The following is a 14,787-nucleotide window of genomic DNA, read 5'->3' as shown; positions in this document are numbered from 1 at the left end:
AAAGGTGACGTCGAGAAGTGGGGCAGCGATTGCCGGAATGGCCCGTTGCGCGAATCCACGCGACTGATGGATGCCGGAATCTGCCAAATAGTGGCCGGTCGCTCGCTGTTGTCCCAGTTGGGACAGCGTAGCCCCATGCTCCCTCCCTACTGAATTGGCGCGGCTTCCAGAGGCTAGCTACCATTTATCGGGCGGTAAATCAGTTGGCATAACGATATTCACCATCACTTGTTGCCTCGCCCACCGACTGGTAATCGAATTACTCGGGATTCCGAGTTTTGTGCGCGAAGTTGCAAGTTCTCAGCCTCAAGCTCGGCAACTTTTCCCCGTAACTGCTCAATTTCCTTGTCTCGCTCTGGCATTTCCACCTGATACATGGCCTGAAACTGGCTAGCAATGAGGACGTATTTGTACTTAGCTTCGTCAGATCGCCTAGTTACATCGGTTTTGATTCTGCGAGAACCTTTTATCGCCCCAAGGTTCTCCATCCAATTTTTGATCATGGGAAGCGTCGTTTTCTTATGCGTCGGTCCCATCATCGTTATTTCGTGCACTCGCGCGCGTCTACAGACTTCTGCTATTGATAATCGGCCACGATTAAACGGATAAATACCTTCGTTCTCTTTTATCTCCGCCTCAATCGCTTTCATCGCCACTTTGATTGCTTCGACGACGCGGAATGTACGCTCTTTTGCACTTCTTACAATAGGACTGCCATTTGGCTCTGTCATGACAGTAGTACAACCTGGAGAAAATGTTTCTTCACTTCGGGATTGAGCAGATGTCGATTTTGAAAGTGTTGATCCACTTCTCGCCACTGACCGAGAAGCCCCCTGATCTGTCCGGAGAGTGCAGCTACCAACATCTCCTCGCCTCTCTTCTCAGATTTCAGAAAATGATCAACGACGTAGTCGATGGTATCAATTGCCTCGACAATCGAAGATGCAAAAGTTCCATCAGCTCGTTCGTAGTCAGGCAACAGGAGCTGATTGTGGCAATCCGTCGAACAATAATGTGGATTGGCCTCTCCATTAATGTCGTTGCATAGACCGCCTTTTTTGAAGCCAGTACAGACCTTACCAGGGCCGATGATCGCCCACCCGGCGCCATGCTCAGTCATAGCTTCAACGAATTCACGGAGATTTTGAGGCTCAAGCGCATTCTTGCCCAAACGCTTTACGTGTTGCGCAACCCTTTCTCTCAATGTCCGGGCTGCTTTACCCTGCAATTGTTCGAGCTTTCCAACCGCGTCGACGCCTTTCAAGATGATCAGCTCTCGGCTTATCTCTTCGATCTCCACAAGTATGCCTGGATCGGAAAGAATGTAACGCATCACTGTCATCTGTTCGTCACGGTGTCCAAGCACGTCCATGAGAATTTTCGGCGCATGTACCAGCGCCAAGGCAACTATGCGGGCTAGCGTCTTACGAAATCGATGCATATGTGCATTCGTATTCTCCAAAAGCGGAGTGAGGTCGAAAGCGAAATTAAACCCCTGAAGGTAGCGAGCGAAATTTGTTATGGGGCTTCCGATGCGTTCCTCAGGACTTCCCCTAGTATCCAGTCGAACCCACAAGTGATCGCCGTCGAAGTTCGCAATACGCTTAGCTAACTTTGCCAAGCGTACCTGTTGTCGAAGCGTAGCAACGACAATATCGGGCAACGGAACTTCGTGACTTCGTCCCACGATGCCGTCGAGCTTCCAAGTGGATAGGCTCGCCGTGGAAATATCTGACGTCTCACGACGTAGGCAATTTTCTCGCAGTGATAGTAGCTCGCCGTGTCGAGAGGCGAAGGATAGCGCGACGATCCATAAGTGACATGACTGGAGTATTACGAGTAGGGAGAACGCCTCAAAATAGCTACGTGGCGGCCATGAAATAGGTTGTGAATGCTCCAAGGATCGCTGTGACCTGGAGTGAATTGGCATCGGCAAATCCTGAAGAGCAGAACCGTCTGGTGCCCGCCAATCCCAGGTCGAAATAACATTGTCGAAAGCTTGCTTCTTGATAAGCTGAATTGATCGCTTACTCAATGGCGCCCCATCCGCCCGAGTTGTGCGAACAGGAACAAATGCGGCTGTTTCGATTGCATCAATCAGCGTCGGACCAACGATACTCATCATGTGCACTGCTCTCCAACCTGCCTCCGCGGTGTAGGTGTCGGGGAACGGCTGCCATTGCTTCGCATTGTCTGGACATTCCGAATGCTCTGGCTCGCCAAGCCGATCTCGACGAGACTGTATGCCCTTTCTTTTGGCTGTCGACGGTCCGTCAGGGAGGGCTCCCATGCCGTAGTAGAACGCGACGGTATTCAGACTGTTCACACCGGGTTTTCCCAAAAGCTTGCGGGCTTGTGGTCTATCGATGCGTGACCAAAAGGCGCCGTCTTCTGGTAATCCCATCAGCTTAAGGGCGTGCCCGAGCGTGTAAAGGATGGTCAGCGCAGACCTCGGCTTTCTGACTTTTCCACTTGCGCCAGGCCACAGCGCCATTGCCAAGCTAAGCCGCAATAATTCGCGCCAAGTGCGGTGTGCCGGTTCGCTATGCAGATCCGTTCCGTCTGGCAGTGCAAGTTCTAATCGATAATGTTGTCTGCTCCGGTTTGTAAATCCAGGCGACCATTCTTTCGGGCATTCCCATACACCCCAGGCTTCCCCCAAGCATAATTGCGCTTGTAGTTCTAACAGCTTCTCATCGCTCGCGATTCGCAGGTGGTGCGGCGATATTCCTGTTGTTACGATGGCTTTCGAACGAATATGTTCGATTAGCTCAACAATCTCTAGTGATAAAAGAGATCTACCCATTAGTGCCGGCCCGCTAAACGCAATGGTCGATGAGAGCCATCTTCAATTCGGCCTCGCCAGTGTCTGAGTTGCTCCGCGACTTGCTCCTTCGGCCATTGCGTAAGCGTTTTACGGAGCTCAAGTAAATCGTGTTGATCTGTTGAAGTTGAAAATCTTACCGTGCCTAGTTGTCTCTCGAGCCATTCCAGCTCTACTACACGGCGTGCCAGAAACGGCAAACTTTCCTCGAAAACATTAGCATTCGGACAACAGGATGCTACGCACCGATGCCCTTGGATACATCGTGCTTTTCCGTCCCGTGGGTGGTCAGGATCGACGTCCCGCGGCGGATTAAATGGGTCACTGCAAATACTTCCATCATATGTCCGTTGCCTACGGTATTCGTCCAATCGATCATTGGCATCATCATCCAAAGAAACCCCCTCGATCTTCGCGCGGGTGAGTACGGGGTCCCATCGGTGCACTAACGTGAATTGCTCAAAAACGTCATCCATCACTGACTTAAGCTGACGATGTGACTCTTCGCGTGCCGCACGCGTAGCAAGATAGATGCGCGTGGTCGATAAATGCTTGTGCCCCAATAAAAGCCTCGTGACCCACGTCGAATACCTTGACTGTCGGTAAACCCAAGCTGCTGCGACATCTCGGAAGTCTCCGCAACTCATAGGTCGCACTTGTATCTTTGCGTTCAATGATTGATTGTGTCGTTCGATGGCCTTCTTGAGGTGCCGATTGGGCGAGCAATCGCCCTTGGGATTCGCCACGTAGACATACTCGGTGGCTCTATCATTCAAACCAAGCCACGGACTTCTCAGTGCGATGTCGGGTCTCGGGTGGCCGTTTCGATTGTCGATTAGCCACGATCGGAGCGGCGCCGAGCGTTCTATTAACGCACGAACGACGTTGAACATCCCTGTTCTCTCGCCGACTCTCCCAACCGTGTATTGATAGGCTCCATCAGCTCGGCCTTTAGGAGCGAACATCCAAATGGCTTGTTCGTCGTACTGGCTATACCAGCTTGCTATATCCATCGAAAATAACGTGGCGGGGTTCCAAGCACTGCGACCTAAGCACAGTAAAGCGCACAGCGCGACGTCCTCAGTTGTGGGATAGAGCCCCGCAGCCATATCAGCGAAGTTAACAATGGATCCTTGTTGACGTCCTGGTGGCAGGTTATCTTCACCATATCGTGGCCACCATTTAGGTATCGAATTCGCAGCAGCAATTCCCAGTACGTCTTTCAACATGATTGCATTCGGTACTGGATGACCCGTTCGCCTAATTAATGCGCGATACGTGGCATGCGCATCCGCTTCTGTCGTACTAAGCTTGGCGGGCAATTTATGCTTGGTTGCTTGCATGATCAGCAAGTCCCGCCCCACGGCGGCGAGGCCGTCGGTTCGCTGCCATCGTGCAAGCATTTTTAAGACATGACTGCGCAAATGACGAACTATCGCAGTGAATTCGTCCAGCGTAGGTGGATCCTTCGGTTTCGCGCGAAGCTTAAAAAGTGCCGGAATGTGAATTGCCGGCAATTCGTTTGTATGGATAGCGTCTAGAATCAACGTTCTCACATGTTTCGACACGCCGTTTTTAGCCGCAACCCATTCTCCATGCGGACCAGGTTTGCACATCAAATCGAGGTGCGAACCTGTAAGGTGATGCAAACGTTCGACCGGCTGATACGCCACCTGTTTGCGGTCAAGCGAATTTTCGTAAGCGTCGAGGAAGCGGTATAGACTGCGTAAGCCAGACGTCACGCAAGTCGAAAAATGAGCTGATGGATCTTTACTGTATTTGGTTCGGATTACTGGCATCAAATCCTCGAGCAAACCCGAACGCCCACGAAAGCCTCCTCGCCAGTGGTACGACCCAGGTCCTTTCTTTGCATCCGGCGCGCCAAACGCAAATTCAGACAGATCATGAGCATCACCCGGATAATCGGGATGCGTACATGGAATCTCCCAAGGATTTAAGCCGTTCGCCGGACTCATTCATCACCAAGATCATCGGAATCGAGCAAATCATTCCAGTCCAACGCCGGATGTCCGAACGTCTCGATCAATCGTTGATGGGCACATGTTAAGTAGCGCATTGTCGTTTCTTCAGTGACATGGCCCATCAACGGACTAAGTATCAGTCTCACTTGACCAGCCATAAGTCCGTGAAGCCAGCCGACATTGACACTTAAAGGCTCACCTTTTCCATGAAGAGCCATCATCTGGCGAATGTATTCGCAAACTTTCTCGACGGCGAAAAAATGCCTCCCGTCATGGGGATTCCAGTCTTTCGGACAAAATAGCGAGTCAGTCCAAGTTCTATACAACATCGTGTTGCTGACCGGCTGGCTTTTGCGCTCGCCTAACCATAGCCGCCCATCGCTAAGGTCTCTTTCAGCTCCATTCTGTTTGAATCGACGCAATTGGGTAGGTCGAATGAGTTTTTTGTAATCCCAAATTCGCTCAGCGAGATCAATAGGTACTTGAACGGTTCTGGATCGAGTACTAAGGCTGGATGCAGGCTCCACTTTGCCGCCCTTGACGCCGTATCGCAGCGTCACCGGCACCCAACCCTGGTTCAACCAGCGCGAAGACCAGCGCTCTCCGCCCTCGAATTCTTTATTGGGAAAGCAAGCGGCGCGTATTTGGTTCGTTTCTGAAAGCCTTGAGCCCGTCCGCAACATAAATTCGTATGCAAGCGCCTTTACTGGAGCGCGAACACGAATGCCTTTAAGCCAACGGCTGACCTCTTCCGGCGTAGGCAATGTAGGTAACGCATCACTCACGACTTGCATCTTGCCGTGTCGTTGCAAGGCGACTTTACCTATATAGCTAAGCGAATGATTGCCTCTGCCACCTTTCACTCTGATTCTACGACGCGGAACCTTGAACGGTGGCCGGTAGCCCCGTTCCGCGGCCCAGTATAGGAAAAGCACCGCTTCGTCTATGTACGCGTTGACGCTCGCCGCACTAAGTGGGCGTCGGGTCGCGGAACAGGTCCCCTTCAAAAGCCCAGGCTGGTACTCGAGCATAAGATGCTCGTCGTATGTTATTCGGCGCCAATCCTGCGCTGGATTTTGACCACAAAATCGCAGGAAAGCACAAAGCCGGGATGCGATTCCTTGCCGAGACTTCAGAGTTGGAACAATGGGATCCACATCATCATTAGGTCCCCACTCACCGCAGCATCTTTCAACAATGTAAGTGTTGGGCTCTATGGGGTAGCTATGATCTTCGCCAATGAGGATTGGTATGAATTGGAGTTTTGGCGCTTTGAGGTTTAGAAAAAAGCACTCTGCCGGCATAGTCCAACGCATAGCAATGACCCAATGTGCTTTGGCCGTTGAATCCTAGAAGAGACCCTGCTTTCCTTGCAAACTCACATAGCGTTTTTTCATGGTTACACTAACCTGGTTATAGCCACGCTGGCGCAAGCGCGCACGATGCAGCGGCACCGGCACGATCAACTCCGGCCGTTCGACCGGCATCGGCTCGCGCTGCCATAAAGTCGACAAGCAACGGCCGGCGGCCAGATCGGCACCGAACTTAAAACGCGATTCCAACCGATCCAGCGGCCACAGGTAGCGAAACGGCGCCCATGCGGCATCCCATGGCGGTATGCGCCGCTGGCACTCACCACACAGCGCGGCAGGCAACGGCAATGGAAGGGCGCAGCGTGCGCAACTGCTGTGATTGCGCGGCAATTCGTCGATGCAGCCCGCGCATAGATCGATACCGTCACGGCCGGCGGCATCGCAGAGCAGGCAACGCCATGGCAGCAGCAGGCGTTGCAGTTGTTGCCATGGCGCATCCATGCGCAGCGCTCCGTCAGACCCTTGGCTTATACAGAGCGGCGTCAAGGATGGACCACAGATGGATGATCCAGCCCATCAAGACGATCCATAGCGCCGCGGCAAGCACAAACATGATGATTGCCATCAGCAAGCGGCCCTGTACCAACTGGCCGAGACCGGGAATGAAGAAACTGCAGATGGCAGCTAATACGTTGCCCGCGCTGCCTTGTCCTGTCGTCATACCAAAGCACTCCGTAAGGGGTATGCCGCATGGTAACGGCGATGCGACCCTGCCGCATCGTCAACCAGACGCCTGCGTACTGAGTTGACAGCCCGCAAAGCCCTGCCACACTGTCGCGCTTCATGTACCGGAGTAGTGATTTCATGGTCGCAGCCGTTATTCGCCACGACTGGACGCGCGAGGAGATCTCCGCGCTGTTCGCCCTGCCATTCAACGAGCTGCTGCATCGTGCGCATACGGTGCATCGTGAATATCACGATCCGAACGCCATCCAGATCTCGACCTTGCTGTCGATCAAGACCGGCGGCTGCCCGGAAGATTGCGCTTACTGCCCGCAAGCCGCGCGCTACGACACCGGCGTGCAAGCGCAGAAATTGATGAGCGTGGACGCTGTACTGGAACGAGCACAGGCGGCGAAGAATGCCGGTGCCAGCCGTTTCTGCATGGGCGCGGCGTGGCGCAGCCCGAAAGATCGCGACGTCGCCAAGGTGGCCGAAATCGTCTCGGCGGTGAAGGCGCTTGGCCTGGAAACCTGCGCCACGCTCGGCATGCTCAGCGGCGAACAGGCCGACACCCTGAAAACCGCCGGACTGGACTACTACAACCATAATCTGGACACCGCGCCGGAGTTCTATGGCGAGATCATCCACACACGGCAATTCCAGGACCGCCTCGACACGCTTGCCCATGTACGCGAGGCTGGTCTGAAAACCTGCTGCGGCGGCATCGTCGGCATGGGCGAAACGCGCGAGCAACGCGCCGGCCTGCTGCAAGCGCTGGTCAACCTGCCAGAGCATCCGCAGTCGGTGCCGATCAACCAGCTCGTGCAGGTAGAAGGCACCCCGCTCAATGGCACCGAGACGCTGGACCCGTTCGAGTTCGTCCGCACGATTGCGGTTGCACGCCTGCTGATGCCGGCCTCCGTGGTGCGTCTCACCGCCGGCCGCCAGCAGATGGACGACGCCGTGCAGGCGCTGTGCTTCTTTGCCGGCGCCAACTCGATCTTTTATGGCGAAAAGCTGCTGATTACCAAGAACCCGGATGTGGAGCACGATCGCCGGCTGTTTACCCGACTCGATCTGTATCCGCTCGATATCGTTGAGGAATCCAGCACCGTGCATGCCGACATTCTCGAATCCCGCGTTGCTTGATTCTGATGTAGGCAAGCCCACGGTGCGATAAGGCCATAGTCTCTGTCGCGCAGCCGCTGCGCTCCTACATAAGAACGAATCGATGTCGCTGCGCCCCAGCCTTCTTGCACGCCTGGCCGCCCGAACGGCCGAACGCGAGCAAGCCAATCTTCGCCGCCGCCTGCGGACCATCGATCATGTCGATGGTCCCTGGCTGGAGCTGGACGGCAAACAATTGTTGTCGTTCTGCAGCAACGACTATCTCGGGCTGGCGCAACATCCACAGCTAATCGCCGCCTTCAAGCGCGTAGCCGATGACGAAGGCGTCGGCAGCGGCTCGGCACATCTGATCTGCGGTCATCGCGCCGAGCACGCGGCGCTGGAACAAGCCCTGGCCGAATGGACCGGACGCGAGCGCGCCTTGCTGTTTTCAACTGGCTATATGGCAAACCTCGGCGTGCAGCAGGCACTGCTGAGCGATGGCGATGTCTGCGTGCAAGACAAGCTCAATCATGCCTGCCTGCTTGATGGCGCCAAGCTGAGCGGCGCCGAATTGAAGCGTTACCCGCATGGCGATGTCGCCGGCGCGGCGCGCCAACTCGCCAGCCGCAGCACGGCCGCTGCCTTGCTCGCCACCGACGGCGTCTTCAGCATGGACGGCGATATGGCGCCGCTGCGCGAATTGGCCACATTGTGTACGCGTGAAGGCGCCACCTTGATGGTGGACGATGCGCATGGCCTTGGCGTGCTCGGTGACGACGGTGCCGGCAGTGTTGCAGCCGCCGGACTCAGCCCGCGTGAAGTACCGGTGCTGATGGCCACACTAGGCAAGGCGCTTGGCTGCCATGGCGCCTTTGTCGCCGGCTCCGCCGCCTTGATTGAGGGCCTATTGCAATCGGCACGACCCTATATCTATACGACCGCGATGCCGCCTGCGTTGGCCGCCGCCGCCCTGGCCGCCGTGCAACTGGCCCGCACAGAGAGCTGGCGGCGCGAACGGCTTAACTCGCATATTGAGCGCTTTCGCCAGGGCGCCGCCGAGCTTGGCCTGGCACTCATGCCGTCATCGACGGCTATTCAGCCACTCTTGCTCGGCGATGCCGATACCGCACTGGCCGCCGCGCAGATGCTGGAGCAACACGGCTTTCTGGTCAGCGCGATTCGCCCACCAACGGTGCCCGCGGGCCAGGCGCGCCTGCGCATCACGCTATCGGCCACGCACGAAGAAGAGCACGTGGATCAGCTACTTGAGGCCCTTGCCAAACTGCCGCAGCACGGCGTTCCGGCCCCCCACGTATAATCGCGCATTAGCCGCATACGCCCCCCTCATGCCGATCGTCAACCTCTCCGCCTATCGTTTCGTCAGCCTGGATGATCTCCCGGCGCTGCGCGAGCGCCTGCTTGAACGCTGCCAGGCACTGGCATTGAAAGGCACGATTCTGCTCGCACCCGAGGGCATCAATCTGTTTCTTGCCGGCGCGCGTGAACCGATCGACATCTTTATGGACTGGCTGCGCGAGGACTCGCGTTTCGCCGACCTCACACCGAAAGAATCGCTTTCCGAAGCCGTGCCGTTCGGCCGCATGCGGGTGCGCCTGAAGAAAGAAATCATCACCATGCGGATGCCGGCCATTCGGCCCGAAGGCTCGCGCGCACCCGCGGTAACGCCAAGCACGCTGCAACGCTGGCTGGCACAAGGCCATGACGATGCCGGCCGCGAAGTCGTACTGCTCGATACCCGCAATGATTACGAAACCAGGGTCGGACTGTTCAAGAACGCGATCGATTATCGCCTGAGCAGTTTCACTGAGTTCCCTGCCGCGATTGCCGCCGACCGCGCCCGTTTCGCAGACAAAACCGTGGTGTCGTACTGCACCGGCGGCATTCGCTGCGAAAAGGCCGTGTTGCATATGCAGGACATCGGCATCGAGAACGCGTATCAGCTTGAGGGCGGCATCCTCAAATATTTTGAAGAGACCGACGGCACCCATTGGCAGGGCGACTGCTTCGTGTTCGATGAGCGCGGCGCGGTCGACAAACAGCTATTTCCAGCCGGCGTCGATGCCCTCCCATACGGGGAAAAGGATCCCAACGCGTGACGCTTCATATCGATGTCCAGGGTCGCGGCCCTACTCCACTCGTGTTGATCCACGGCTGGGCCATGCATGGCGGCGTCATGGAGCCCCTGGTCGATGCGCTGCGTGAACGCTGCACGCTTTACATCGTCGACCTGCCCGGCCATGGCTATTCACGCGACAGCACCTTGCCGCTGGAACCACGCGCCTGCGCTACCGCGATTGCCGCCGCCACACCGCCGGCCATATGGCTGGGCTGGTCGATGGGTGGATTAATTGCACTCACTGCCGCGCTGGAATATCCGCGTCAGGTACGTGCGCTCGGCATGCTGTGCGCTACGCCCAAGTTCGTACGCGATCCGGGCTGGCCACACGGCAGCAATGACGCGCTCGTGCATCAACTGGCCACCGATCTGGAATCGGATTACCACGCCACGCTGGAGCGTTTTTTTACCCTTGAGGCCATGGGCAGCCCCGACCCGCGCAGCGAACTGCGCCGCCTGCGCGCGTTAGCTTTTGCACGCGGCGAGCCTGAGCTGCGCGTGCTGCAAGAAGGTATCCGCCTGCTGGAAAACACCGACCGCCGCGCCGCCTTGCCGGATCTCACCGTACCCAGCATCTGGATCGCCGGCGCCCGCGACCGGCTGGTGCCGCCGCAAGCCATGCAATGGTCGGCCACCCAATGCGGCGGCCACTACGGCGAAATCGACCACGCCGGCCATGCCCCGTTCTTTGGCTATGCCGATACCGTCGCGCAATCGTTCGCACCGCTGCTGGATGCTTTTCGATGAGTACGGTTTTGTTCTATGAATGATTTCCACATCGACCGCCGCCAGGTGCGTCATAACTTCAGCCGCGCCGCCGTCACTTACGAACAGCACGACGCTCTGCAGCGCGAAGTGCAAAGCTTGTTGCTGGAACGTTTGGACTTCTATCTGCAAACACCCGAGCGAGTGATCGACGTCGGTGCCGGTACCGGCCGTGGCAGCGCCTTGCTCAAGAAGCGCTACGCCAAGGCACAGGTGCTCGCTATCGATCTCGCCTTGCCGATGCTGCGCGCCGCAAAGCAGCACATGGGCTGGCTCAAGCCCTTCGGCCGTATTTGCGCGGAAGCTACGGCACTACCCCTGCCCGACCACAGCGTCGACGTGCTGCACTCCAACCTATGCTTTCAGTGGATCGACGATCTCTCGGCATTGTTCGGCGAGTGCGCGCGGGTACTCAAGCCCGGTGGCATGCTGACCTTTTCCACCTTTGGGCCCGATACGCTGAAAGAACTGCGCGCGGCCTGGGCCGCAGCCGATCAGCAGCCGCATGTCAGCCGCTTTCTCGACATGCACGACCTCGGCGACGCCATGATCGCCGCCGGCCTGCGTGATCCGGTGCTGGATGTAGACCGCTACACCATGACGTACAGCGAACCGCGCATGCTGCTCAAAGAGCTGCAAGGGCTGGGCGCCACCAATGCCGACCACGACCGCGAACGCGGCCTCACCGGCAAGCGCCACTATCGGCAAATGCTCGCCGCCTACGAAAACATGCGTGTCGATGGCCGCATTCCGGCCACCTGGGAGGTAGTGACCGCACACGCCTGGGGGCCGCCGCCCGGCCAGTCGCGCCGCGGCAAGGACGGCGGTGAAATCGCCAGCTTCTCGGTCGATAGCTTGCGTGGCTCGCGGCGGCGCTGACACTGCCGTTCGATAACCGCGGCACAGTAGAATCCGGCAAACCCCAAGGAACCGCTTATGAGCACTACGCCCCCGGATCCCAACGCCCTGGAAGGGGATACCTCGGACATCACCGTACCGCCCGTAGCCCAGCGCCATCCCCAGGGCCATGGCGTGCTCGATACGCTGGAGATAGCCGCCCTGGATGAGATCCTGCATGAGGCTGCTCTACGCGACTCCGCGCTGCGCCCGCCGCGCTAAGAGCCCGTCCGAAGTCTCTAACGTTTACCGGCGCAGACTTTGTGCCGAAAACAATCCACGCGATGGTCATTGACCATACCGGTAGCCTGCATCAAGGCGTAGCAGATCGTGCTGCCAACGAAGCGGAAACCCTTCTTCTTCAGCTCTTTGCTCATGCGGTCTGACAACGGCGTGGTGGCGGGCACGTCGCCCCGCTCGCGCCAGCGATTCTGGATCGGCTTGCCGTCCACGAACGACCATAGATAGCTGTCCAGGCTGCCGTATTCCTCGATCACCTTCAGCGCGGCGATGGCGTTACTGCGTGTGGAGCTGATTTTCAGGCGATTACGGATCAAGCCCGGATCGAGCAGCAGCTTTTCCAACTCGCGGTCCTTCATGGCCGCAACGCGAGCGATCTCGAAATGATGAAAAGCACGCCGATAGTTATCGCGCTTGGCCAATACCGTGCGCCATGACAACCCGGCCTGCGCGCCCTCAAGGCACAGAAATTCGAACAGTGCCTGATCGTCGTGCAGGGGTACGCCCCATTCCGCATCGTGATAATCGCGCTCGATGTCGCTACCGGCCGCCCAGTGGCAGCGAATACGTGTCGCCATACCTGCATCTCCTATCGTGGATAGCGCAGGATACCGCGACATCAAGAGGGCGCATGACGTAGGTTGGGGTGAGCAAAGCGAACCCCAACGTTGCGCAACCTTGAGATTCGCGGCGACACCCAACATGGCCAACCTTGAAATTCACGGTGACGCCCAACCCGGCCAACATTGAAATTCACGGTGACGCCCAACACAACCAACCTTGAAATTCACGTGATGCCCAACCCGGCCAACATTGAAATTCGCGGTGATTTCTAACGTCGCGCAACGTTGGGGTTCGCTTTGCTCACCCCAACCTACGCGTGGCGTCCGGGTCGATGCGGTAACTGTCGCGGCTGGGTCGCACCCCTCCCCAACCCTCCCCTGCTTGCAGGGGAGGGTTGGGGAGGGGTTAAGTTTTTAGATACTCAACTGCGAACGACGCTGCTGACGCAGGTAGTTGACCGCCAGCACAATCAGCAGCATCGCTACCGCGACGACGAAGATGCTCATGCCCAGATTGTTGCCGCGCAGGCCGCTGGCGAAGTTTGCCGGTACCTGGCCGCCGTTGTCCTCGAAAATCACCGCGGCCATACCGGTGTAGTGCATGCCGCAAACCGCCACGCCCATCACCAAGGCGCTGCCCAGCATTTGCAGCGGACCACGCAAATTGAAAGCCAGCCACAATGCGGCGATCGACGCGACGATGGCGATCACTACCGAAACCGCGACCAGGCTGACGTCATAGCTCAAGTCGGCGCCCATCATCATTGCGGCCATGCCCAGATAGTGCATGCCGGCCACGCCCAGGCCCATGCACACGCCGGCGACGACCAGTTTCGACCAACTGAAGATGGCACTGCCGGCCACCGCCAGCCCAAGCGAACAGGCACCGAAGGCGATCAGCGCCGACAAGGCCGTGCGCGGCAGGTTGTAAGTCACTGCCATACCGGTATCGCAGGCCAGCATGGCGATGAAATGCATTGCCCAGATCGCGCCCACCCCCATCACCGCGCCGGCAGCGAGCACGCTCATCCAGCGCTGGCGGGAGGTCTGGGCATTTGGAATGCCCACCGCCAACTGCAAGGCAGTGAACGAACCAAGCACGGCGATCACATATGAAAGTACGACAAGCAACAGGTTGTAGTTCTGATGTGCATGCATGACTCATCTCCTGAAAGTCACGTGGATGTTGCGCGATCGACAACGCCAATCGCACGCTGAACGCTTTTGCGAACACCGAAGCAGTTCGTCGAAGCAAATTCATTGATCGTCATCGCGGCAAAGTCCGAATGACGATTGATGCGGAGCTTCCCTAGCTCAGTGCGAAATGCTCAATGCGAGATTTCGAGAATGCACTCGACTGCCCCGGTACTGCGGCAGTAAAGGCTACGTACAAAGACGTTCTGTGGCTCGATAGAGGCGCCAAGCAAACCTTCCAGGTAACCACTGAAAAACTTGCAGCCCGAATGTCCATTGGGCGAGCACAGGGGACTGTTTTGGATATGCAGTTGTTCACCGTGTTGTTCGATGGTGGCCAACGCGCGCAGCGCCGGTACTCCGATGCGCTTGATCGCGTCGGCCAAGCCGAGCTTGGCGCCCATGGCGTAGTCACGCTTGAATACCCAGGCGCCGGTACGGCGACCGACCAGCAGCAGTGACGCCTCGCGCGACTCCGCCGCCACCGTGCGCTGCAAGGTGAGCAGCCATGGAGTGATGCGCGGATAGTCCTTCGCTATTTGCGGCAGCATGCTCTCGACCTGACGTACATCAGGCCCAGCCGGCGGCACGGATGAAGCCGGTGCCGCAAATGTCGCCGGTGCGGCGGCTATCGGAGCGCGCGCTACCGCTGGCCCACTGGCCGGCGGCGGTGCGGCACCGCCTTCGAATAACGAGCATTCGAAACTGCGCACACGACTATGCGTGGCCAGCTCTTCTTCCAGCGCCAACTGCCGTTCGGGCGGCCCGCGCACGATCATCGTCAACCATGCGCCCCGATCGTCCTGGGCTAAGCGTTGCCGCAATAAAGTAAAACCATTAGCTACTACGGTGCGGCCAAGTTCGACTAAAAGGCCCTCCCGTCGATCCGACAAAATCTGGATCTCCAGCTCAATCATTGAAGCATTCCCCCTATGCCTTCGCCGGATGCTGGTACACAAGTTTTATATGGTCAAGATGCTTGCTCAAAGCTGTGACGTAGTTCGAAGAACCTGCATCAGGGCTTAAAAAATCATCACGA

The 14,787-nt window shown here is 57.4% G+C and carries 14 protein-coding genes and 1 pseudogene; 6 read left to right on the top strand and 9 right to left on the bottom strand.

The window, feature by feature from the left end; genetic code table 11:
- Positions 1-224: 224 nt before the first annotated feature.
- From DVJ77_RS15275 to DVJ77_RS15255, 6 genes and pseudogenes are all read right to left on the bottom strand, one after another.
- Positions 225-731, bottom strand: a complete 507-nt coding sequence (locus tag DVJ77_RS15275) for a hypothetical protein (protein WP_162791509.1) — start codon at positions 729-731, stop codon at positions 225-227.
- Positions 728-2,806, bottom strand: a complete 2,079-nt coding sequence (locus DVJ77_RS15270; protein ID WP_162791508.1) for a site-specific integrase — start codon at positions 2,804-2,806, stop codon at positions 728-730. The genes DVJ77_RS15275 and DVJ77_RS15270 overlap by 4 nt, the downstream gene beginning before the upstream one ends.
- Positions 2,806-4,800, bottom strand: a complete 1,995-nt coding sequence (locus DVJ77_RS21150) for a hypothetical protein (RefSeq protein ID WP_162791507.1) — start codon at positions 4,798-4,800, stop codon at positions 2,806-2,808. Before DVJ77_RS21150 ends, DVJ77_RS15270 begins: the two co-directional genes overlap by 1 nt.
- Positions 4,797-5,591, bottom strand: a complete 795-nt coding sequence (locus DVJ77_RS15265; protein WP_162791506.1) for a site-specific integrase — start codon at positions 5,589-5,591, stop codon at positions 4,797-4,799. Before DVJ77_RS15265 ends, DVJ77_RS21150 begins: the two co-directional genes overlap by 4 nt.
- Before the next feature lie 624 nt (positions 5,592-6,215).
- Positions 6,216-6,620: pseudogene (locus tag DVJ77_RS15260) on the bottom strand (ComF family protein); the annotation flags it as partial.
- Between the two features lie 13 nt (positions 6,621-6,633).
- Positions 6,634-6,840 (bottom strand): hypothetical protein, encoded by a 207-nt coding sequence (locus DVJ77_RS15255; protein ID WP_114846386.1) that lies wholly within the window; start codon positions 6,838-6,840, stop codon positions 6,634-6,636.
- Between the two features lie 143 nt (positions 6,841-6,983).
- Between DVJ77_RS15255 and bioB the strand changes: the two genes are divergently transcribed.
- The 6 genes from bioB (at position 6,984) to DVJ77_RS15225 (ending at position 11,973) form a co-directional block, all read left to right on the top strand.
- The gene (gene bioB, locus DVJ77_RS15250; RefSeq protein ID WP_114846385.1) at positions 6,984-7,991 is read left to right on the top strand and encodes a biotin synthase BioB; all 1,008 of its coding nucleotides are present in this window, start codon (positions 6,984-6,986) and stop codon (positions 7,989-7,991) included.
- An 82-nt stretch (positions 7,992-8,073) separates the two neighbouring features.
- Positions 8,074-9,270, top strand: coding sequence for an 8-amino-7-oxononanoate synthase (gene bioF, locus DVJ77_RS15245; protein WP_114846384.1), 1,197 nt, complete (start codon positions 8,074-8,076; stop codon positions 9,268-9,270).
- 28 nt (positions 9,271-9,298) lie between these two features.
- On the top strand, positions 9,299-10,069 hold the full coding sequence (locus DVJ77_RS15240) for a sulfurtransferase (protein WP_114846383.1): 771 nt from the start codon (positions 9,299-9,301) through the stop codon (positions 10,067-10,069).
- The gene (gene bioH / locus DVJ77_RS15235; RefSeq protein ID WP_114846382.1) at positions 10,066-10,836 is read left to right on the top strand and encodes a pimeloyl-ACP methyl ester esterase BioH; all 771 of its coding nucleotides are present in this window, start codon (positions 10,066-10,068) and stop codon (positions 10,834-10,836) included. The genes DVJ77_RS15240 and bioH overlap by 4 nt, the downstream gene beginning before the upstream one ends.
- Positions 10,837-10,851: 15 nt before the next feature.
- Positions 10,852-11,733: a malonyl-ACP O-methyltransferase BioC gene (gene bioC, locus DVJ77_RS15230; protein WP_114846381.1), complete on the top strand. Its 882-nt coding sequence runs from the start codon at positions 10,852-10,854 to the stop codon at positions 11,731-11,733.
- 57 nt (positions 11,734-11,790) lie between these two features.
- Positions 11,791-11,973 carry a hypothetical protein gene (locus tag DVJ77_RS15225; protein ID WP_114846380.1) on the top strand — a complete coding sequence of 61 codons (183 nt, stop codon included), beginning with the start codon at positions 11,791-11,793 and terminating at the stop codon, positions 11,971-11,973.
- A gap of 17 nt (positions 11,974-11,990) precedes the next feature.
- Here DVJ77_RS15225 and DVJ77_RS15220 read toward each other — a convergent pair whose 3' ends face one another.
- The 3 genes from DVJ77_RS15220 to DVJ77_RS15210 form a co-directional block, all read right to left on the bottom strand.
- Positions 11,991-12,569 carry a DNA-3-methyladenine glycosylase I gene (locus tag DVJ77_RS15220; protein WP_114846379.1) on the bottom strand — a complete coding sequence of 193 codons (579 nt, stop codon included), beginning with the start codon at positions 12,567-12,569 and terminating at the stop codon, positions 11,991-11,993.
- A 399-nt stretch (positions 12,570-12,968) separates the two neighbouring features.
- Entirely contained in the window at positions 12,969-13,712 is a 744-nt protein-coding gene (locus DVJ77_RS15215; RefSeq protein WP_114846378.1) for an MHYT domain-containing protein, read from the bottom strand.
- Positions 13,713-13,882: 170 nt separating this feature from the next.
- Positions 13,883-14,665, bottom strand: coding sequence for a hypothetical protein (locus tag DVJ77_RS15210; RefSeq protein ID WP_114846377.1), 783 nt, complete (start codon positions 14,663-14,665; stop codon positions 13,883-13,885).
- Between the last annotated feature and the right edge of the window lie 122 nt (positions 14,666-14,787).

This window comes from Dyella tabacisoli (assembly GCF_003350925.1).
GTDB lineage: Bacteria > Pseudomonadota > Gammaproteobacteria > Xanthomonadales > Rhodanobacteraceae > Dyella_C > Dyella_C tabacisoli.
This window is presented reverse-complemented; position numbering and strand designations above follow the sequence as displayed.

Coding starts and splice junctions, on each gene's coding strand:
- DVJ77_RS15240 (WP_114846383.1), top strand. CDS start 9,299: ATGCCGATCGTCAACCTCTCCGCCTATCGTTTCGTCAGCCTGGATGAT.
- DVJ77_RS15225 (WP_114846380.1), top strand. CDS start 11,791: ATGAGCACTACGCCCCCGGATCCCAACGCCCTGGAAGGGGATACCTCG.
- DVJ77_RS15270 (WP_162791508.1), bottom strand. CDS start 2,806: ATGGGTAGATCTCTTTTATCACTAGAGATTGTTGAGCTAATCGAACAT.
- DVJ77_RS15220 (WP_114846379.1), bottom strand. CDS start 12,569: ATGGCGACACGTATTCGCTGCCACTGGGCGGCCGGTAGCGACATCGAG.
- DVJ77_RS15215 (WP_114846378.1), bottom strand. CDS start 13,712: ATGCATGCACATCAGAACTACAACCTGTTGCTTGTCGTACTTTCATAT.
- bioC (WP_114846381.1), top strand. CDS start 10,852: ATGAATGATTTCCACATCGACCGCCGCCAGGTGCGTCATAACTTCAGC.
- DVJ77_RS15255 (WP_114846386.1), bottom strand. CDS start 6,840: ATGACGACAGGACAAGGCAGCGCGGGCAACGTATTAGCTGCCATCTGC.
- DVJ77_RS15210 (WP_114846377.1), bottom strand. CDS start 14,665: ATGATTGAGCTGGAGATCCAGATTTTGTCGGATCGACGGGAGGGCCTT.
- DVJ77_RS15275 (WP_162791509.1), bottom strand. CDS start 731: ATGACAGAGCCAAATGGCAGTCCTATTGTAAGAAGTGCAAAAGAGCGT.
- DVJ77_RS21150 (WP_162791507.1), bottom strand. CDS start 4,800: ATGAGTCCGGCGAACGGCTTAAATCCTTGGGAGATTCCATGTACGCAT.
- bioB (WP_114846385.1), top strand. CDS start 6,984: ATGGTCGCAGCCGTTATTCGCCACGACTGGACGCGCGAGGAGATCTCC.
- bioF (WP_114846384.1), top strand. CDS start 8,074: ATGTCGCTGCGCCCCAGCCTTCTTGCACGCCTGGCCGCCCGAACGGCC.